We start from the raw sequence: 20056 nt of genomic DNA on the forward strand, positions 1-20056 counted from the left end.
TCGCGCCGGCGACCCGGTTTCCTGAACGAAGCCGGGTGCTCGAACGTCGATCAGTAGCGGTAATGCTCGGGCTTGAACGGGCCGGTCTGCGACACGCCGATATAGGCGGCCTGATCGGGGCGGAGCTTGGAGAGCTTCACGCCGATCTTCTCGAGGTGCAGGGCCGCGACCTTCTCGTCGAGGGCCTTGGGCAGCGTGTAGACCTGCCGCTCATACTTGCCGGGGTTGGTCCACAGCTCGATCTGGGCGAGCGTCTGGTTGGTGAAGGAGGCCGACATCACGAAGGACGGGTGGCCCGTCGCGTTGCCGAGGTTCACCAGGCGGCCCTCCGAGAGGAGGATGATGCGGTGGCCGTCGGCGAACTCGATCTCGTCGACCTGCGGCTTGATGTTCTGCCACTTGAGGTTCTTCAGGCCGGCGACCTGGATCTCGTTGTCGAAGTGGCCGATGTTGCACACGATGGCGCGGTCCTTCATCGCCCGCATGTGCTCGATCGTGATGATGTCCTTGTTGCCCGTCGCGGTCACGAAGATGTCGGCGCGCGGCGCGGCATCTTCCATGGTGACGACCTCGTAGCCCTCCATCGCCGCCTGCAGGGCGCAGATCGGATCGATCTCGGAGACCATGACGCGGCAGCCGGCGTTGCGGAGCGAGGCGGCCGAGCCCTTGCCCACGTCGCCGAAGCCCGCGACCATGGCGACCTTGCCGGCCATCATGACGTCGGTGCCGCGGCGGATGCCGTCGACCAGCGACTCCTTGCAGCCGTAGAGGTTGTCGAACTTCGACTTGGTGACCGAGTCGTTCACGTTGATCGCCGGGAAGAGCAGCTTGCCCTCCTTGGCGAGGTTGTAGAGGCGGTGCACGCCCGTGGTGGTCTCCTCGGAGACGCCCTTGATCGAGTCGGCGAGACCGGCGAACCAGCCCTTCGGCTTCTCGGCGAGCTTCTTCTTCAGGAGAGCGAAGAAGATCTCCTCCTCCTCGGATTCCGGCTTGTCGAGGAAGGCGGTGTCGCCGTTCTCGGCCCGCAGACCCAGATGGACGAACATGGTGGCGTCGCCGCCGTCGTCGAGGATCATGTTCGGCATGCCGCCGTCATGCCAGTCGAACAGCTTCGAGGTGTAGTCCCAGTACTCGGTCAGGGTCTCGCCCTTCACGGCGAAGACCGGGATGCCGGCAGCCGCGATGGCGGCGGCGGCGTGGTCCTGGGTCGAGTAGATGTTGCAGGAGACCCAGCGGATGTCGGCACCGAGCGCCTTCAGGGTCTCGATCAGCACCGCCGTCTGGATCGTCATGTGCAGCGAGCCGGCGATCTTGGCGCCCTTGAGCGGCTGCGACGCGCCGTACTCGGCGCGGGTCGCCATCAGGCCGGGCATCTCGGTCTCGGCGATCGAGATTTCCTTGCGGCCGTAATCGGCCAGCCCGATGTCCTTGACGATGTAATCGTTGGCAACTGCCATCTCGGTATCCCTTTTCAGTCGTGGCCGGCGCGAAACGGCCAATCGTTCCGGCGCATCGGCCGGTTCACCCGGCCGGGTCGGCCATCCCTGTAGCAGGGCGGGGCTTAGGGAGCAATCAAGACATAAAGATGTCTTTATGCGTTTAATTCCAGGGTGAACGGCTGGGCGCTCAGGCCGGCTCGTCCCGCAACTGCCGCCGGATGATCTTGCCGCTCGTCGTCATTGGCAGGGTGTCGCGAAACGCGAGCGCGCGCGGCACCTCGTGGGCGGAGAGGCGCGCCTTAGCGAAGGCGAGGATCTCGGCGGCGAGCGCGTCGGAGGGTGAAAAGCCGGTGCGCAGGGTGACGAAGGCCTTCACGGTCTCGGTGCGAAGCGGGTCGGGCACGCCGACGGCGGCGGCGAGGGCCACCGCCGGATGGGCGCAGAGGCAGGCTTCGATCTCGGCCGGGCCGATCCGGTAGGCGGCGGAGGTGATGAGATCGTCCTCGCGGCCGACGAAACGGATGTAGCCGTCGGCGTCGCGCCGCGCCTGGTCGCCGGTCATCCACCAGCCGTCGCGGAATTTATTCGCGGTCGCCTCGGGCTGGTTCCAGTAGTCGAGGAACAGCACCGGGTCGGGCGCGCGTACGGCGATCTCGCCGGTCTCGTCGATATCCGCCTCGGTCCCGTCCTCGCGCAAGACCGCGACGCGGTGGCCGGGCACCGGCTTGCCCGTGGCACCGGCCCGCGCCACGCCGATCCGCGCGCTGGAGGCGAGAACGAGGTTGCACTCGGTCTGGCCGTAGGCCTCGCCGATGGTGAGGCCGAGCGCGGCTCGCGCCCATTCGAAGGTCTCGGCCCCGAGCGCCTCGCCGGCCGAGGCGATGTTGCGCAAGGCGGAGAGATCGAAGATTTCGCGCGGGTTCGTGACGCCGCGCAGCATCCGCAGCGCGGTCGGCGGCAGGAAGGCGTGGGTGACGCCGAGATCGGCCATCAGCCGGAACGCCGCTTCCGGCTCGAACCGGCCCGAGGCCTTCGCGACCACCGGCATGCCGAGGCGGAGCGACGGCATCAGCACATTGAGCAGGCCGCCGGCCCAGGCCCAGTCGGAGGGCGTCCACATCAGCCCGGTGCCTTCAGCGGGAAAACCGTGCATCAGGGTCCAGCCCGGCAGGTGACCGAGCAGGACCCGGTGGCCGTGCAGCGCGCCCTTGGCCAGCCCGGTCGTGCCGGAGGTGTAGATCATCAGGGCCGGATCGTCCGGCCCGGTCGCCCGTGTCGCGAACCCGTCCGGGGCGTTCTCCAGAGCCGCGAAGAAATCCTCCGCGGCGTCCCCTGCCCCATCGACCGAGAGGATCGTGGCGAGATCCGGCAAGTCGGCGCGCAGCGGCTCCAGCTTGGCCAGCCCCGGCGCGTCGGTGACGACGGCGCAGGCGCCGGAATCGGCGAGGCGATGGCGCAGAGCCGCCTCACCGAACAGGCCGGCGAGCGGGAGTGCGATCGCCCCGAGCCGGTAGGCGGCGAAATGTGTCACCACCACCGCCGCCGATTGCGGCAGCAACACCGCTACCCGGTCGCCCGGCCCGACGCCGCGCGCGGCCAGTGCTGCCGCGAGCCGCAGCGAACAGGAGCGCAGACGGCCGTAGCTCATCGCCTCGGGACGGTCGTCGGCTCCCAGGACGAGGAGTGCGGTGCGGTCGGGCTCGCTCAGCGCCCAGCGGTCGCAGACATCGGCCGCGATGTTGTAGCGCTCCGGGATCTCCCAGCGGAAATTCGCGACGCATTGTTCGTAAGTGTCGGCTGGCTCCGGCACGGCCTTGTCCTCGAACCTGCGGCGGCCCCCCGGCGCCGGTCCTGTTTCGTCTTGCCGGTCGCGCCGCAGCGGGACCGGCCGCCCCTCATCCACCCTCGCCGGGGCAGCCGCAATCCGCAGGCTGCACGCAGTCTTGCGGGCCTAGTCTTCGCGAGGCGGAAAGCCGCCGCGGAAGGCGAAATCGGTGATCGGGCGGCGGGCGTTTGGGCGTTCCTTGGCCTGTTGCTCCTCGCTCAGCTCCGCCCAGGGCGTCGCGCGCCCGACCGCGTAGGCCGCCTCGACCCGATGATGCTCGGGTACGTTCAGCACCGTCACCGCCCGCTCCTTGTCGAAGCCGCCCATGCCGTGGACGTGCCAGCCCTGGCGGTTGGCCTGGAGCGCGAAGGCGAGCGAGGCGGCCCCCGCATCGAGCGAGTGGCTGGCGGACGGCTTGAATTCGTCGCCGACCTTCATCCGGCTGCTCGAGACGAGGATGACGAGGGCGCCCGTATCCTTGGCCCATTTCTGGTTGCCCGGCACCAGGAGGTCGAAGAAGGCGTCCCAGTCCGGCGTGCCGCGCAGTGCGTAGAGGAAGCGCCAGGGCTGCGAGTTGTAGGCCGACGGCGACCAGCGCGCCGCCTCGAACATCCTGAACAGCTCGGCCTCGGGCACCGCCTCACCGGTGAAGGCACGGGGCGACCAGCGCTCGGCGAAGATCGGTTCGATGGCGTGGTCGGGCGTGCGGGTGGTAGGGCGAGTCGTCGCTTCGGTCACCGGTGGCGGTCTCCGGGCTGGCAGGATGATGGTGCGGCGCACGGTATGGCAGTGCACAAGCGCGGGCTAGGGGGTGGTGTTGCCGCGCCTCCCAAGGCGGGCGAGAACGAGGTGGAAGACATTGGCCCGACGAGGATGCCCGTGAGCGAAACCGGCTCGACCCCCCTTCTGCTGCGCGCGGACCACGACGGCGTCGCCACCCTGACGCTCAACCGGCCGGCGGCCCGCAACGCCCTCTCGCTTGGCCTGCTCGAAGCCCTGCGCGACGCCTTCGCCGGTCTTGCGGAGGACGGGAGCGTGCGCGCCGTGGTGCTGGCGGCAGCGGGCCCCGCCTTCTGCGCCGGCCACGACCTCAAGGAGATGACCGGCTATCGCGGGGAGGCCGACCGCGGCGCGAAGCGGTTCGAGGCGCTGTTCGCGCTCTGCTCAGACGTGATGATGGCGATCCCCGCCCTGCCGCAGCCGGTGATCGCGGCGGTGGAGGGCGTCGCCACCGCCGCCGGCTGCCAACTCGTGGCCTCCTGCGATCTCGCGGTGGCGGGGGCGCAGGCGCGCTTCGCCACGCCGGGCGTGCAGATCGGCCTGTTCTGCTCGACGCCGATGGTGGCGCTCTCGCGCAATCTCTCGCGCAAGGCGGCGATGCGGATGCTGCTCACCGCCGACATGGCGGATGCGGAAGAGGCGCAGCGCCTCGGCCTCGTCAACGACGTGGTGGAGGTGGGCGGCGCGCTTCCCGCGGCGCAGGCGCTGGCCGCAGGAATCGCGGCGCGCAGCCCCTATACGGTGCGGATCGGCAAGCGGGCCTTCTACGAGCAACTGGAGATGCCTCGGGCCGAGGCCTATGCCCACGCCGGCCGGGTGATGCTGGAGAACATGCTGGCACGCACGGCGGAAGAGGGGATCGCCGCCTTCCTCGATCGCAGGGGACGTTGAACGCGCGAGGGGTCGAACCGATCCTGCCCCGGCGCATTGCCTCCCCGCCGCCCCGAAGCCGACACGAGATCGCGCGAAACAGCCTCATGCTCCTGCGCCGCAATGCCATCACCCTGCCCGCACCCGGTCCCGACTCCAAAAAGATCGTGAGCTGGAACCTGCTGCGCCGCACCGGCGCGGCGGTGGATTGCCTCGTCACGCTGATCGAGCAGGAGCGGCCCGACCTGCTGCTGATGCAGGAGGCGACCAAGGAGATCGCCGCCCTGAAGAACCGGGTCGGCGGCGTCTATGCCTGGGCGCAATTGCCGGGGCGCATCCACGGGCTGGCGATGTGGAGCCCGGTCGAATGGGGCAAGCCGCCCGAGATCGTCACCCTCCCCCCGGGCGTGCTGATCGATCGGGTCTGCCAGGTGCTCGACTGGGGCGATTTCGGCGTCGCCAACGTGCATCTCTCGCACGGGCAGGTTCTGAACCGACGCCAGCTTCGGCGGATCGAGAGCCATTTGCCGGTCCGCGCGGCGGTGCTCGGCGACTACAACATCGTCGGCCCGGCCCTGTTGCCGGGGTTCCGCGATGTCGGCCCGCGGCGTCCCACCCATGCCATGGTCGACGTGCTGCCGCTGCGGCTCGACCGCTGCCTCGTGCGCGGCCTCGTCTGCCACGAGCGCATGGTCCTGCCACGCGGCCTCTCCGACCATCATCCGATCGTGGTGCGTCTCTCGCCCGCACCGGAGGGCGCCGCCGCGATCGGCCGGCTCAGAGGTATGGCAGAAGCAGTCGGACGGCTGCGTCGCGCAGGCGCACGGGGAGCAGGCGGGCGTCGAGGTCGTTCAGCGTCAGGCGGGTCTGGCGCTTCCCCATGATGAAGGCTTCGAGCCTTCGAGCGAGCTCCGTGTCGTAGACCTCGACGTTCAATTCGAAGTTCAGGCGGAAGCTGCGCGAATCCCAGTTCGCGCTGCCGATGAAGCACCATTGCCCGTCGACGGTCATCGCCTTCGAATGGTCGAAGGGCGGGCCATCGATCCAGATCCGCACGCCGCTCTTGAGCAGCGGGTCGATATGGCCGCGAGTCGCCCAATCGACGAAGCGATGGTCGCTCTTCTTGGGGATGACCACGTCGACCTCGATGCCGCGGGTCGCCGCAAGGCACAGCGCGTTCACGATGAGGTCGTTGGGCAGGAAATACGGCGTCGTCAGCCGGATCGAGTCCTTCGCGCAGGTGATCGCCTGAAGGATCACGGTGGCGATCTTCTCGATGTCGGCGTCGGGGCCCGAGGTGACGACGCGGGCGGTGACCGCGCCGGCCAGCGCGAGCGGCGGCAGCCACGCCTCGCCGTCCAGCTCCTCGTCGGCCACGAACAGCCAGTCGGCGATGAAGGCCTGCGTCAGGTGCTCGACCACCGGCCCCTCGATCCGGAAATGGGTGTCGCGGATCGGAAAGTCCGGCTTCTGGGCGACGCGGTTGCCGTCGGAGATGTTGACGCCGCCGGTGAAGGCGACGCGTCCGTCGAGGATCAGCAGCTTCTTGTGCGTGCGCAGGTTCAGGAAGGGCATCCGCCAGGGCAGCGCGGAATGCATGAACAGGCCCGCCGGCACCCCAAGCCGACGCAGGCGCCGCCACGCCGCCGGGAAGAAGTAGCCGCTGCCGATGCCGTCGAGGATGACCCGCACCTCGGCGCCCCGGTCCTGGGCCGCCTTCAGCGCGTCGCAAAAGGCCCGTCCGGTCGCGTCGTCGCGAAAGATGTAGCTCGACAGCGCGACGCTGCGGCTTGCCTCGCCGATCGCCGCCAGCATCGCCGGATAGGCCTCGTCGCCGTTGCGGAACATCGCGAAGCGGTTACCGGCCACGGTCGGCAGGCCTGTGATCGACTGCGCCGCCCGGTCGAGGGCGCGGTACGGCTCGGGCACGTGGGCGGAGGGCTGCGGCGTGTCGTCGACCGTCTGCGAGGGGCGCCGCTTCAGCCGCCGGGCGCGCCGTTCGACCCGGTTGATGCCGAAGGTGATGTAGAGGAGGCTGCCGAAGACCGGCGCGAGCCAGGCCAGCCCGATCCAGCCGATCGCCGCGCCCACCACTCGCTTGCGCAGCAGCACGTGGACGCTGACGCCCGCCGAGATCACGAGGCCGATGGCCGCGACGATCTCGGTGCGAAGCGAGGCCGTCGTGCCGAGCCATCGGGTGAGAACTTCTTCCACCGGTCCGCCTGCCGCCCTGCCCTGTCGGGGAATGGCCGAGGAGATAAGCCAAGCCTGGGGCGGCGAACAGGCGCCTCGCCACAGATTGCCGCCCCGTGCTAGAACAAACCTCGAACGAGAGCCGGCACGGCCGCCGCCTTTCGAAAGCCTTCACCCTCTTGTCCTCAGGTGGTCGCACACGCCTCCCGAGGGTCAGGTCTCATACCGTCGAGCATGTCCGCACGCGCCGCTCCTCGCGTCTTCACGATTCCTCCCGGCGCCCCGTTCCTGCCGACACTGGCGGAGGCCCTGGTCTCCGGCCGCCTCGTCGGCGCGGTCGGCCACGATCCCTTGGCGCTCGCCGCGGTCACGCTCTACCTGCCGACGCAGCGCGCGGTGCGGGCGCTCTCGACCGTGCTCGCACAGCGCCTGGGCGGGGCGGCCCTGCTGCCGCGGATGATCCCGCTCGGCGAGGCAGACGAGGCCGAACTCGATCTCTCCTCCAACACGCTTCTGGAAACGCCGGAAGACCTGCTCTACCCGTCGATCCCCGCGCTCGAGCGCCGGCTGATCCTGGCGCGGCTCGTCCAGAAATGGGCGGAGACGGTGGACCGCGAATTGCTGCCCATCGACGACGAGGTGCCCTTCCTCGTGCCCTCCTCTCCCGCCGACGCGGTGGCGCTCGCCGCCGACCTCGAAGGGCTGATGGATGCGCTCACCGTCGAGGGCCTGCCCTGGAGCGAGATCGCCTCCGCGGTGGAGGCCGAGCATTCGCGCTACTTCCGCCTCACCCTCGACTTCCTGCGGATCGCCGCCGAGCACTGGCCCGACATCCTCGCCGCCCGCTCGCTCGCCGACCCGGCCGCCCGTGCCCGCCGCCTCGTCCTCGCCGAGGCCGCCCGGCTCGACCGCGACCGGCCGGACGATCCGGTGATCGTTGCGGGCTCCACCGGTTCGGTGCCCGCGACCGCACGGCTGATCGCGGCGGTGGCCCGCCTCCCCCGCGGCGCGGTGGTGCTGCCAGGCCTCGACCTGCATCTCGACGAAGAGGGCTGGGAGGCGATCGACGGCGCGGGCGGCAAGCGCGAGGAGATCGCCCACGGCCATCCGCAGGCGATCCTGCATGCTCTGACCGGGCCGAGGGGCTTGGCCACCGGCCGGGCGGAGGTCGAGACACTCGGCGCGCTCCCGCCCGAGGCGGTGGCGCGGGAGAGGCTGCTGTCGCAGGCGCTACGCCCGGCCGAGACGACGGATGCCTGGGCCCGGCTCGACCCGGCCGAACGGGTGACCCTCGCGCGGGAAGGGATGGCGGGCCTCGCTGTGGTCGAGGCGGCGGACGAGCGCGAGGAGGCGCTGGTCGCCGCCCTGGCGCTCCGCGAGACGCTGGAGACGCCCGGCGCCACCGCCGCCCTCGTCACGCCCGACCGCGGGCTGGCGCTGCGCGTGTCCGCCGAACTCGCCCGTTGGGGCATCGCGGCGGAGGATTCGGCGGGCTTGAGCCTCGCCCGCTCGCAGGCCGGCCGCTTCGCCCGGCTTGTGGCCGAACTCGCCGCCGAGGTGTCCCCTGCCCGCGTCATCGCGCTCCTGGCCCATCCCTTCGTCCGGCTGGGTCTCTCCCGCAGCGAGGTGGTGCGCGCCGCCGCCGCCCTGGAGATCGGCGGCTTGCGCGGCCCCGCCCCGATCCCGAAGAACAGTTTCGAGGGCATGCGGGCGGCGGTGGCGCTCCAGCGCAACGCCACGGAGCGGGTGCCGCGCGCCAAGAAGCGCCTGAAGCCGATCGATTGGGATCTTTCCGAGAACATCCTCGACCGTCTGGAGATCGCGCTCGACGCGTTCCGCACCGACCTCCACCCCGCCACCGGCAACCTCGTGGCGCTGGCCGCTCTCCATCGCGAGGCCTGCGAGGGGATGATGGGCGGAGCGGAAGAGGACGACGAGATCGACGATCCCTCTCTCGACACCCTCGACGGCCTGTTCGACGATCTCGAAGCGGCCGAGCAGGAAGAGCTGCCGGGCCGCTTCTCCGATTACGCCGCCTTCTTCACCGCGCTGGCCCGCGACCGCACCGTGGCCTGCGCCCAGCGGAACGCGCATCCGCGCCTGCGCATCCTCGGGCCGCTCGAAGCGCGCCTGCTCTCCGTCGATCGGATCGTGCTCGGCGGGCTCGACGAGGCGGTCTGGCCGGTGCGCCAGACCACCGATGCCTTCCTCAACCGGCCGATGCGCGGGGATGTCGGCCTGAGCCCGCCGGAGCGCCGGATCGGGCAGGCAGCCCACGACTTCGTCCAGGGCCTCGGGACGCACGACGCCGTGGTGACCCGCGCGGCGAAGCGCGAGGGCTCGCCGACCGTGCCCTCGCGCTTCCTCCAGCGCCTGCGTGCCTTCGGCGGCGATGCGGTCTGGGCCGGCGCCCTCGCCCGTGGGCAGCGCCTGCGCGGCCTCGCGGCCATCCTCGACCGCGGCCAGGAGGCGCCACCCCCACGGCTGACGCGGCCCGCGCCGCGGCCCGATCCGGCCCTGTTCCCGGAGCGGCTCAGCGTCACCGAGATCGAGACCCTGGTGCGCGACCCCTACTCGATCTTCGCCCGCCACATCCTCGGGCTGGAAGCGCTGGAGCCGATGGCCGTGGTGCCGGGCGCGGCCGAGCGCGGCAGCCTGATCCACAAGATTCTTGGCGACTTTTCCGCAGCCCATCCCGGCCCGCTGCCAGCCGGTGCGGAGACGTTGCTCTACGCCATCGCCCTCGACGCCTTCGGCCCGCTTCAGGACCAGTATCCGGAACTCTACGCCGAGTGGTTCCCCCGCTACGAGCGGATGGCGGTGGCCTTCCTCGAATGGGAGGCGAGCCAGCGCCAGGGCCTGCGGGCAATCCACGCCGAGCGATCCGGAAAGCTGACGATCCCGCTCGGCGAGCGGACGTTCACCCTCTCGGCCCGTGCCGACCGGATCGAGGCCCGCGCCGACGGCGGCTACTGCATCGTGGACTTCAAGACCGGCACGCCGCCGAGCAACCGCACGGTCTTCGCCGGGTTCTCGCCCCAACTCACCCTGGAGGCGGCGATGCTGATGCACGGCGCGTTCGAGGGGCTGAAGGCCGCCGCCCCCCCGGATCTGCTCTACGTCCACGCCTCGGGCGGGCGCGACCCGTTCCGGCCGATCCCGATCAAGCCTCCGCCCGGCGATGGCCGCCCGGTCGAGGCCATCGTCACCGAGCATCTCGAGCGCCTGCGCGGGCTGATCGCCCGCTACATGACCGGAGAGGCGGCCTATCTGTCGCGGCCCTACCCGCAATATGTGCGCGCCTATAACGAGTACGATCACCTCGCCCGCGTGCTCGAATGGTCGCTGGCCGGCGAAGGAGAGGCCGCGTGAACGCCCCGCTGACCGGCTTCACCGTCGACGACCTGACCAAGGCGGCCCAGCGCCGGGCCGCCGATCCGCGCCTCTCGGCCTGGGTTTCGGCCAATGCGGGCGCGGGCAAGACCAAGGTGCTCACCGACCGGGTGCTGCGCCTGCTCCTCGACGGGGCGCCGCCCGGCCGCATCCTCTGCCTCACCTTCACCAAGGCGGCGGCCGCCAACATGTCGATCCGCGTGTTCCAGCGCCTCGGCCGCTGGGTGACGCTGGACGACGCGGCCCTGAGCGCGGAACTGATCGAACTCACCGGCGAGCGGCCCGCCCGCGACACCCTGCGGCTCGCACGCCGCCTGTTCGCCCGCGCCGTCGAGACGCCGGGCGGCCTCAAGATCGAGACCCTGCACGCGCTGTGCGAGCGGCTGCTGCACATGTTCCCGTTCGAGGCCAACGTGCCGGCCCGCTTCGTCGTGCTCGACGACAACCAGTCGCGCGAGGCGTTCGAGATCGAGACCGACAACGTCCTCGCCGACGCGATCCTCGGCGGCAATCAGGAGCTTTCCGACGCGCTGGCCGTGGTCGGCGCGGAAGCCTCCGGCGATACGCTGCGCGAGGCGATCCGCGCCGCGATGCGCACCCGCGCCCTGTTCTCCGATCACCGCGCCCTGGAGCCGGCGCTGGCCCGCCTGCCCCGCGCGCTGGCGCTGCGGGACGGCGCCAGCGTCGAGAGCATCGAGACCGAAATCCTGGCGGGCAGCACACTCGGCGACTGGCGCGAGATCGCGGCGAGGCTGCGCACCGGCAAGGCGACGGACGAGCGGCTGGCCGACGGGCTCGTGGAGGCGCAGGCTGCCCTGAACCTGGGCAAGGCGCTCGCCCCCTATCGCTCGGTCTTCTTCACCGACAAGGACGAGCCGCGTGCGGCGAAGTCCTTCGGCACCAAGGCGGTGCCGGAAGACGTGAAGCAGGCGCTGCTCGACGAGCAGGCCCGCCTCATCCCGCTCTTCGACGATCTGCGCGCCGCCCGCGCGCTCGCCCGGACGCGCGGGCTGTTTCGGCTGGCCGCCGAGATCCACCGCCGGGTCGAGGCTCAAAAAACCCGGCTCGGCGCTCTCGATTTCGACGACCTGATCCACAAGACCCTCGACCTGCTCTCGCGGGTCGGCGCCTCTTGGGTCCTGTACAAGCTCGACCGCGGCGTCGACCACGTCCTCGTCGATGAGGCGCAGGACACCAACCCGCAGCAATGGGAAATCCTGCGCACGCTCACCGCCGAGTTCGCGGCGGGCGAAGGCGCCCGCGGCCTCACCCGCACCCGCTTCGCCGTGGGCGACCCCAAGCAGTCGATCTACAGTTTCCAGGGCGCCGACCCGCGGGAATTCGAGCTGACCCGCCGCGCCTGGGGCCGGGCGGCGGAGGGCGCGGGCCACGACTTCGCCGATGTCAGCCTGCGGCTCTCGTTCCGCACCGCGAACCACGTGCTCGCCGCGGTCGATGCCGTATTCGGCGTGCCGGAGCACTTTGCCGGCCTCTCCTTCGACGCGGGCGCGCCGGGCACGGTCCACGCCTCCGCCCGTGCCGGCGTGCCCGGCGCGGTCGAACTCTGGGGCATCGAGGAGCCGGCGGAAGCCGAAGAGCCCGATGCCTGGGCCGCCCCCGTCGATGCGCCGGAGCCCAATGCGCCTGCCATCGTCACCGCCCGCCGTATCGCCCGCGCGGTGAAAGCCTGGACGAGCAAGGGCGATGCCTGTGGCCGCGTCTGGCGGCCGGGCGACGTGCTGATCCTCGTGCGCAAGCGCTCGGCCGCCTTCGAGGAAGTGATCCGGGCGCTGAAAGGGCTCGGCGTGCCGGTGGCGGGCCAAGACCGGCTCGAGGTGGCGGGCCACATCGCCGTGCTCGATCTGGTCGCGGTCGGCCGCGCCGGGCTTCTGCCCGCCGACGACCTGACGCTCGCCACCGCCCTCAAGACCCCGCTCGTCGGGCTGACCGACGACGACCTGACCCGCATCGCTGCCCGCCGCCCGTTCTCCGAGACGCTGGAAGACGCGCTGACCCGCCACGCGGAAGCCGGCGACGGGGCGGCGATCCGCGGCCGCACTGCCCTGCAGCTCTGGATCCGCCTCGCGGCGGAGAACGGCCCGTTCGGCTTCTACGCCGCCCTGCTCGGCCCCCATGGCGGGCGCAGCCGGCTGGTGGCGCGGCTCGGCGGCGAGGCGGGCGACGCCATCGACGTCTTCCTCGCCCAGGCCGCCGACGCCGAGAACGGCGGCGACGCCCCCTGCCTCGAAGCCTTCTTGTCCGACTACGTGGTGCGTCCCGGCCGCGGAAAGAGCGGCCTCTCGGTCAAGCGCGACCTGGAGGCCGGCCGCGACGAGGTGCGCGTGATGACGGTCCACGGCGCCAAGGGGTTGGAAGCGCCCGTCGTCGTCGTCATCGACGGCTGCGAGCCGCTCGGGCGCAACGACCCGCCGCTCCTCGGTCTCGACCACGCCGCCGACGGCCCGCTGCCGCCGGTCTGGACCGGCGGGCGCACGCAGGATTGCGCGGCGACGCTGGCCGCCCGCTCGGCACTGCAGGCGCGGGCGCGAGAGGAGCATAACCGCCTGCTCTACGTCGCCATGACGCGGGCCGCCGACCACCTCGTCATCGCCCCCTATCGCGGGGCGACGCGGGAGACCCCGGCCTCGTGGTGCGAGATGGTCCGCATCGGCCTGGAGCGGGGCTTGGGGCCCGGCGAGGCGATCGAGACCGAGCACGGACCGATCACGATCTGGCGCGACGGCTCCGCCGCCGCGTTCGCCGCCGCAGCGGAGGCCACGGTCGCGCCGGAGCCCGAGGCGGTGCCGGACTGGCTGTTCGCGAAGGCCGCGCCGGAGGCCGAGGCCGCGCCGCCCCTGAGCCCGTCCGGCGCTCTCGGCGCGGCGGATGGCCAGCGCCAGCCCCAGCGCCGCCTCGGCGACGCCGAGGCCCGCCGCCGCGGCGCCCTGGTCCACGCGCTGCTCGAACACCTGCCGCGGATCGAGCCGGCCCGCCGGGCGGAAGCCGCCGAACGTTTCGCCCGCGCCCGTGCGCCGGCTCTCGACGAGAGCAAGCGCCGGGACCTCGTGCGCTCCGTGCTGCGGCTGATCGAGGCGCCGGACCTCGCGCCGCTGTTCTCAGGCCAGGCGCGGGCCGAGGTGGCCCTCTCAGGCAGGATCGTGGTGGACGGCGTCGAGCGCGACGTCACCGGCCGCATCGACCGCCTCGTCGTCGAGGACGGCCGCGTGATCCTGTGCGACTTCAAGACCGGCCGTCCGCCGGCGGAGGATGCCCCACTGCCCGAGCGCGAGGCGGCGCAGGTCGCCCTCTACGCGCGGCTGGCCGCCGCGATCTGGCCGGACCACGCGATCACCGCCCTCTTGGTCTGGACCTCGGGGCCGGTGGTGCGGCGGGTGGAGAGGGCCGTTTGACGCCCTCCCCGTCATCGCAAGCGGATGCAAAGCGATCCAGCGGCGCGGCCCTTCCGGGAAAGGCGCGCTCTGGATTGCTTCGGCCTCGCCTCGCAATGACGGGTCAGCAGCCTCAGCTGCTTTTCTTGGGCGTCAGCTTGACGATCTGGCCGTCATCCTCGGTGACCGCGTAGACGGCACCGTCGGGGCCGACGCGCACGTCGCGGACGCGGTGCTCCAGCGGGATGCGCTCCTCGGTGACGACCTTGTCGCCGTCGAGCTTGAGCACGACGAGGCCCGTGCTGACGAGGCCGCCGATCAGGAACTGGTTCTTCCAGGCCGGGAACGCGTCCTTGTCGTAGAGTGCCATGCCCGAGGGACCGATCACCGGATCCCAGTAATAGACCGGCTGCACCGTGCCGCCGGCCTGGGTCTGACCGTCGCCGATCTTCTCGCCGGAATACTCGATGCCGTAGGTCACCACCGGCCAGCCGTAATTGAGGCCGGGGCGCGGGCGGTTCAGCTCATCGCCGCCGCGCGGCCCGTGCTCCACCGTCCAGAGCCGACCCTGATTGTCCAGGGCGGCGGCCTGGACGTTGCGGTGGCCGTAGGACCAGATCTCGGGCTTGGCCTTCTCGCCGCCGGTGAAGGGGTTGTCCTTCGGCGCGTTGCCGTCGGTGTCGATGCGGAACACCTTGCCCAGGCCGCTGGTCAGGTCCTGCGCCTGCCCGCGAGTCTGCTTGTCGGAGCGCTCGCCCACCGTGACGAACAGCTTGCCGTCCGGCGCGAAGACGAGGCGCGAGCCGAAATGCTTGTCGCCGTCATAGGTCGGCATCTGGCGGAAGATGACCTTGAGATCGTCGAGCCGGGCCTTGCCGTCGCTCTCCACCAGCTTGGCCTTGGCCACCGTGGTGCCGTTGCCCTTGTCCCGCGGCTCGCTGTAGCTGAAGTAGACCGTGCGGTCGGCGGCGAAGCTCGGGCTCAGCGCGATGTCGAGCAGGCCGCCCTGCCCTTTCGGATCGACCTTCGGCACGCCAGCCACCGGCTGGCCCACCGTGCCATCCTTGGCCACGATGCGGATCTTGCCGGCCTTCTCCGTGACGATCATACGCCCGTCGGGCAGGAACTCCATCGCCCAGGGACTCTCCAGGCCCTTTGCCACGACCGCGGTCTCGACCTCGGTCTTCTGCGCCGGCTCGGGCGCGCGGGTCTGGTTCGGCAGGAGCGGCTTGTACTCGGTGTTCGGCGGCTCCTTCTCCGCAACGGTGGAGCCGGCGCTCGGCGCGGCCGGAGCCTGGAACGACTCGCCCTGAATGCGCGGGGCGCGCGTGTCCTCGGCTCCGCCCTGGCCGGAGGGCGCTTGCGCGAAGGCGGAGGCATCGAGGCCGAGGGCCGCGACAGTGGCGAGCAGAAGGGAAAGAGTGCGCGTCACGTCGTTTGATCCTTGTGCGGGTCGCCGATCCTGCTCGCCAAATGGGGCGCGGGCGGCTCATGGCGAGGCCTGCGGCGGCGCAGGTGACCGCAGGCGGCGGTTTTGCGCACCCATCCGGGGCGAGGATTGCGGGCAAGAATTACGGGGATGAGCTGTGCCGGATCCATGTGGGTTTGGCGCCTCAGACCCGCGACCGGGGCGCGACGCCTTGACCGGGGAGCGGGGCGTCGCCAATTCTCGGCTCACCGTGAGGCGCCGAACCCACTCCCCGGTGCCCTCCATGCGGGAGCCTTCCATGGACCCGCATGGGACCGCGTGTCGAAAGGACCTACGATGGCGACCGTGAAAGTGACCGATGCGAGCTTCGAGCAGGACGTTTTGCAGTCCGCCGAGCCGGTCGTGGTGGATTTCTGGGCGGAGTGGTGCGGCCCTTGTCGGCAGATCGGCCCGGCGCTGGAGGAGATCTCCGTCGATCTCCAGGGCAAGGTGAAGATCGCCAAGGTCAACGTCGATGAGAATCCCGGCATCGCCTCGACCTACGGCATCCGCTCGATCCCGACGCTGATGATCTTCAAGGACGGCAAGCTCGCCAGCCAGAAGGTCGGCGCCGCCCCCAAGGGCGACCTCTCCCGCTGGATCCAGGCGAGCGCCTGACCCGCACGCCGCATTCCGGCCCGACCGATCCGAGACAGCCCGGCCGCGAGGCCGGGCTTTTTCATGTGCGCCGGCCGCCTATCGACCGGGCGCCCGCAACGAGACGTAACACCGTTTCGATTCGACTGCTTCGGCTTTGCCTCGCGACGACGGATCGAAGACCCCGGCGGACGCCGCATGAAATGCAAGAAGCCCGGCCTTGCGGCCGGGCTTCCTGGTTTCGAGACCCTTTATGGGAGGTTCGGCTTAGTAGCTGCCGAACTTGTAGTTCAGGCCGGCGCGGATGACGGCGAAGTCGACGTCGCGGCGGGCGGTGTTGTTCAGGATGGTCGAGGGCGAGATCGGGCCGGCCGCGGTCAGCGGGGTGGCGGTGACGATCACGCCGTTGGCGTTGGCGAAGCCGTAGCGGCTGTTGTTGCCGTCGAAGTTCACGTACAGACCTTCGACCTTGAGCGTCACCGCCGAGGAGCGGAAGAAGTTCAGGAACGAGTCGGTCGGGAGCGCGTACTCGACGCCACCACCAGCCGCGTAGCCGGTCTTGAAGTCGTCGGTGTCGACGGCGCGGCCGCCACCGAAGCTGCCGTAGGCGAAGCCGCCGGTGCCGTAGAACAGGACGCGGTCGAAGGCGTAACCGATACGGCCGCGGACGGTGCCGAAGAAGTCGAGGCCCTGGACGCCGGTCGGGTTGATCAGGGTCACGCCCGGCTGCACGAAGGCGCCCGGGGTCACGGCGCAGGCGATGCCGCCGGTGCCGCAGAGGCCGTTACGGCCGAAGCGGCCGCCGAGGTCGGCGTACTGAGCGTCGGCCTCGATACCGATCACCACACCCGAACCCGGGGTGAACTGGTAGTTGTAGCCGATCTGGCCACCGCCGACGAAGCCGTCGCTGCGGCCGCCGTTGTCGAAGGCGAAGCCGCCGATCGCGCCGACCGGTCCACCGATCACGCGGCGGTCGATCGTGACGACCTGCGTCGGGGCCAGGGAGTCCTCGACACCGAAGCCGTAACCGGCGTTGAGACCGGCGTAGAAGCCGGTCCAGGTGAAGACCGGGACGGGCGTGAAGACGGGCGGCGGCGCGGCGCGGCGCGGCAGGTCGGCGGCGGAGGCCGCGGCGGTCAGCGCCGTGAAGGCGGCGAGAGAGGTCAGAAGCTTTTTCATTTTTTGATCCCCAGCAGAAACCCTATCAACCGCAAGCTAGACCATTTCTCCCGCCCGAGATGTAGCGAGCAGGACACACTGGCTGCGCGACAACCTGGCTGACGGGCGGTCGCAACCTTCTGGAGGCGATGCCGAAACCAGACTTCGCGCCGCGGCGGACGAATCGGATGCCTCTGGGCCGAAACGGATGGCCGTCAGGGACTTGTCGAGCCAAGGTATCGGAGAAGGTTCCGGTTGCATGAGCCCGCTCGCCGACGATCCCTCGCCGGGCCGCAATGCTTCAGGGGCTGGTCGGCGAAAGATGCGGGCAAGCCGGTCTTGGCTTGCGGCTTCCGCGCGCGACAGCCTTCCGGCGCGGATGTTCTGTTCTGGCGGCTCGAGCCGGGTCTGTTCGTCTGCTCAACACCCGCTCGCGTCGGCCGAATAGCCTGTTCGGCACATTCCGCTCCCTCGCACCGTGCGGCGGGTCGGAGCCTTCGCTCAGTCGCCGCGCGGTCTCGCCGATGGGATGTCCGCTCGACCGAACGGGAGGCAGATCAGACCGGGATCGTACCGTTGGCCTCGAGCACGGCGCCTGCCAGATAGAGCGAACCGCAGATCAGGACGCGCGGCGGACGCTGGAAGATCGTGTCCGACAGAGTGGCCACCGCCGCCTCGACACTCGGCGCGACCTCCGCCGCGAGACCGACGGTGCGGGCGATTTCCGCCACTTCCTCAGCGGGGCGTGCGGCCACTTGGCCGGTGATCGGCACCGCGATGAGCGAGCGGGCGAGGCCGACGAAGTTCTTCAGGAAGCCCTCCGCGTCCTTGGTGCCGAGCAGCCCGACGATGAGGACCAGCGGCGCGTCGCTGCGCTCGCCGAGATCGGCCATCGCCGCGGCGAGGATGCGCCCGCCATCGGCGTTGTGGCCGCCGTCGAGCCACAGCTCGGCGTCCCTCGGCATCCGCTCGGCGAGTGCGCCGCGCACGAGGCGCTGGAGCCGGCCCGGCCAGTCGACGTTGCGCAAGCCCGCCTCGAGGGCCGCCGTGCCGATATCGCCGAAGCCCGCCGCGCGAAGCGCCGCGATGGCGGTGCCGGCATTGGTGAGCTGGTGGCGCCCCGCCAGCCGGGGGCGCGGCAGGTCGAACAGGTCGGTCTCGTCCTGAAAGACGAGCCGTCCGCTCTCCTCGTGGACCGAGAAATCCTGGTTGCCGACGCGCACCGGCACCGCGCCGACCCGCTCGGCCTGGCGGCAGAGCACGGCATCGGCCCCGGAATAGTCCTGGGCGGCGATCACCGCCGGGCAGCCGCGCTTGAAGATGCCGGCCTTCTCCATCGCCACCGCCTCGACGGTGTCGCCGAGATATTCGGCATGGTCGCGTCCGATCGGGGTGACGACGGCGCAGGCCGGGTGGTCGATGACGTTGGTGGCATCGACCCGGCCGCCGAGGCCAACTTCGAGCAGCAGCACGTCGGCGGGGCATTCCGAAAACAGCAGCAGGGCCGCCGCCGTGGTGATCTCGAACACGGTGATCGGATCGCCCTTGTTGGCCGCCTCGCACCGGGCGAAGGCGTCGGCGAGCCGGTCCTCGGCGACGTAGTGGCCGCCGCCGATGCCGCCTAAGCGAATGCGCTCGTGGAAGCGCACGAGGTGGGGGGAAGTGTAGACGTGGGCGGCCAGCCCCCCCGCCTCGAGGATCGCCCGCATGAAGGCGATGGTCGAGCCCTTGCCGTTGGTGCCGGCGACATGGATCACCGGCGGCAGGCGCCGCTCGGGATGGTTGAGGGCCGCCAGCAGGCGCTCGATGCGCCCGAGCGACAGGTCGATCGTGCGCGGATGCAGGGCGAGGAAGCGCGCCATCAGCGCGTCGGAGGAGTCCATCTCGCGCGAAGACCTTCTGTCGCGAATCGGTTTCAGAGTGCCTCACAAAACTCCCGATTGCCGACGGTTCTCGCTCTGGCGAAGACAGCGCAGCGGGAGTTTCGTGAGAGACGCTCAGGCGGCGTCCGGCAGCGGCTCGGGGGCCGTGGGTGCCGGCGGCTCTCCGGCAGGGGCCTGCCGGACGTCCATCAGCAGGCCGCAGAGCCGGCTGATCGTCTCCTTGAGCTGGTGGCGATGCACGACCTGATCGACCATGCCGTGCTCGCGCAGGTATTCGGCCCGCTGGAAGCCGTCGGGCAGCTTCTCGCGGATCGTCTGCTCGATGACGCGGGGGCCGGCAAAGCAGATCAGCGCGCCGGGTTCGGCCAAGTGCACGTCGCCGAGCATGGCGTAGGAGGCGGTGACGCCGCCCGTGGTCGGGTTGGTCAGGACCACGATGTAGGGCAACCGCGCGGCGTTGAGCCGGCGCACGGCCACCGTGGTGCGCGGCATCTGCATCAGCGAGAGAATGCCCTCCTGCATCCGCGCTCCGCCGGAGGCGGCGAACAGCACGTAGGGCGTGCGCTTCTCCAGCGCCGTCTCGGCGCCGCGGACGAAGGCCTCGCCGCCGGCCATCCCGAGCGAGCCCGCCATGAAGCCGAATTCCTGGGCCGCGATCGTCATCGGCAGGCCGCCGACCCGGCCGAAGCCGATCTTGAAGGCGTCCGCCATGCCGGTCTTGGCCCGCGCTTCCTTGAGGCGGTCGACGTAGCGCTTCTCGTCGCGGAACTTGAGCGGGTCGGCCGGCACCTCGGGCAGCGGCACGTCGATCCAGGTGCCCTCGTCGAACATCATCTTGAGGCGCGCCGTCGCGCCCATCTTGAGATGGTGCTCGGAGCCGGGGATGACCCAGTGGTTCTGCTCGACTTCCTTATGGAAGACCATCTGGCCGGTGTCGGGGCACTTGATCCAGAGGTTCTCCGGCGTCTCGCGCTTGAACAGCGTCTTGATCCGGGGCCGTACGACCTCCGAGATCCAGTTCATCGGCTCGACCATGGCGTCGGGCTCCCTGTCTGACCGCG

13 protein-coding genes are annotated in these 20056 nt (G+C 70.6%); 5 read left to right on the forward strand and 8 right to left on the reverse strand.

Annotated features, from left to right (window positions below; translation table 11 throughout):
- Positions 1 to 50: 50 nt before the first annotated feature.
- The 3 genes from ahcY to LPC10_RS22575 form a co-directional block, all read right to left on the reverse strand.
- Positions 51 to 1457, reverse strand: a complete 1407-nt coding sequence (ahcY, locus tag LPC10_RS22565) for an adenosylhomocysteinase (protein WP_231344478.1) — start codon at positions 1455 to 1457, stop codon at positions 51 to 53.
- 169 nt (positions 1458 to 1626) lie between these two features.
- Complete coding sequence (locus LPC10_RS22570) at positions 1627 to 3249, reverse strand: AMP-binding protein (protein WP_370644606.1); 1623 nt, start codon at positions 3247 to 3249, stop codon at positions 1627 to 1629.
- A 141-nt stretch (positions 3250 to 3390) separates the two neighbouring features.
- The gene (locus LPC10_RS22575) at positions 3391 to 4002 is read right to left on the reverse strand and encodes a nitroreductase family protein (RefSeq protein WP_231344479.1); all 612 of its coding nucleotides are present in this window, start codon (positions 4000 to 4002) and stop codon (positions 3391 to 3393) included.
- A 135-nt stretch (positions 4003 to 4137) separates the two neighbouring features.
- Between LPC10_RS22575 and LPC10_RS22580 the strand changes: the two genes are divergently transcribed.
- Together LPC10_RS22580 and LPC10_RS22585 are read left to right on the forward strand one after the other, a co-directional pair.
- On the forward strand, positions 4138 to 4935 hold the full coding sequence (locus LPC10_RS22580; protein WP_231344480.1) for an enoyl-CoA hydratase: 798 nt from the start codon (positions 4138 to 4140) through the stop codon (positions 4933 to 4935).
- Between the two features lie 86 nt (positions 4936 to 5021).
- Entirely contained in the window at positions 5022 to 5798 is a 777-nt protein-coding gene (locus tag LPC10_RS22585; protein ID WP_231344481.1) for an endonuclease/exonuclease/phosphatase family protein, read from the forward strand.
- On the opposite strand, the gene LPC10_RS22590 is transcribed toward LPC10_RS22585, so the two are convergent.
- Complete coding sequence (locus LPC10_RS22590; protein WP_231344482.1) at positions 5692 to 7128, reverse strand: phospholipase D-like domain-containing protein; 1437 nt, start codon at positions 7126 to 7128, stop codon at positions 5692 to 5694. The genes LPC10_RS22585 and LPC10_RS22590 overlap by 107 nt on opposite strands.
- A gap of 213 nt (positions 7129 to 7341) precedes the next feature.
- Between LPC10_RS22590 and addB the strand changes: the two genes are divergently transcribed.
- Both addB and addA read left to right on the forward strand, forming a co-directional pair.
- Entirely contained in the window at positions 7342 to 10479 is a 3138-nt protein-coding gene (gene addB / locus LPC10_RS22595; RefSeq protein WP_231344483.1) for a double-strand break repair protein AddB, read from the forward strand.
- A complete protein-coding gene (gene addA, locus LPC10_RS22600; RefSeq protein WP_231344484.1) occupies positions 10476 to 13910 on the forward strand; it encodes a double-strand break repair helicase AddA in 3435 nt (1144 codons plus the stop codon). The genes addB and addA overlap by 4 nt, the downstream gene beginning before the upstream one ends.
- A gap of 112 nt (positions 13911 to 14022) precedes the next feature.
- Here the strand turns inward: addA and LPC10_RS22605 are convergent, their stop codons facing one another.
- Entirely contained in the window at positions 14023 to 15321 is a 1299-nt protein-coding gene (locus LPC10_RS22605) for a PQQ-dependent sugar dehydrogenase (RefSeq protein WP_231344485.1), read from the reverse strand.
- A gap of 333 nt (positions 15322 to 15654) precedes the next feature.
- On the opposite strand from LPC10_RS22605, the gene trxA reads away from it, so the two are divergent.
- Positions 15655 to 15975: a thioredoxin gene (trxA, locus tag LPC10_RS22610; RefSeq protein ID WP_012456650.1), complete on the forward strand. Its 321-nt coding sequence runs from the start codon at positions 15655 to 15657 to the stop codon at positions 15973 to 15975.
- Positions 15976 to 16221: 246 nt separating this feature from the next.
- Here trxA and LPC10_RS22615 read toward each other — a convergent pair whose 3' ends face one another.
- The 3 genes from LPC10_RS22615 to accD form a co-directional block, all read right to left on the reverse strand.
- Positions 16222 to 17133, reverse strand: coding sequence for an outer membrane protein (locus LPC10_RS22615; RefSeq protein WP_231344486.1), 912 nt, complete (start codon positions 17131 to 17133; stop codon positions 16222 to 16224).
- Between the two features lie 536 nt (positions 17134 to 17669).
- Positions 17670 to 18995 (reverse strand): folylpolyglutamate synthase/dihydrofolate synthase family protein, encoded by a 1326-nt coding sequence (locus LPC10_RS22620; protein ID WP_231344487.1) that lies wholly within the window; start codon positions 18993 to 18995, stop codon positions 17670 to 17672.
- A gap of 114 nt (positions 18996 to 19109) precedes the next feature.
- Positions 19110 to 20030 (reverse strand): acetyl-CoA carboxylase, carboxyltransferase subunit beta, encoded by a 921-nt coding sequence (gene accD / locus LPC10_RS22625; RefSeq protein WP_231344488.1) that lies wholly within the window; start codon positions 20028 to 20030, stop codon positions 19110 to 19112.
- Positions 20031 to 20056: the final 26 nt, after the last annotated feature.

It is taken from the genome of Methylorubrum sp. B1-46, assembly GCF_021117295.1.
Lineage (GTDB): Bacteria > Pseudomonadota > Alphaproteobacteria > Rhizobiales > Beijerinckiaceae > Methylobacterium.

Coding starts and splice junctions, on each gene's coding strand:
- ahcY (WP_231344478.1), bottom strand. CDS start 1,457: ATGGCAGTTGCCAACGATTACATCGTCAAGGACATCGGGCTGGCCGAT.
- LPC10_RS22580 (WP_231344480.1), top strand. CDS start 4,138: ATGCCCGTGAGCGAAACCGGCTCGACCCCCCTTCTGCTGCGCGCGGAC.
- LPC10_RS22585 (WP_231344481.1), top strand. CDS start 5,022: ATGCTCCTGCGCCGCAATGCCATCACCCTGCCCGCACCCGGTCCCGAC.
- addB (WP_231344483.1), top strand. CDS start 7,342: ATGTCCGCACGCGCCGCTCCTCGCGTCTTCACGATTCCTCCCGGCGCC.
- trxA (WP_012456650.1), top strand. CDS start 15,655: ATGGCGACCGTGAAAGTGACCGATGCGAGCTTCGAGCAGGACGTTTTG.
- LPC10_RS22615 (WP_231344486.1), bottom strand. CDS start 17,133: ATGAAAAAGCTTCTGACCTCTCTCGCCGCCTTCACGGCGCTGACCGCC.
- LPC10_RS22620 (WP_231344487.1), bottom strand. CDS start 18,995: ATGGACTCCTCCGACGCGCTGATGGCGCGCTTCCTCGCCCTGCATCCG.
- accD (WP_231344488.1), bottom strand. CDS start 20,030: ATGGTCGAGCCGATGAACTGGATCTCGGAGGTCGTACGGCCCCGGATC.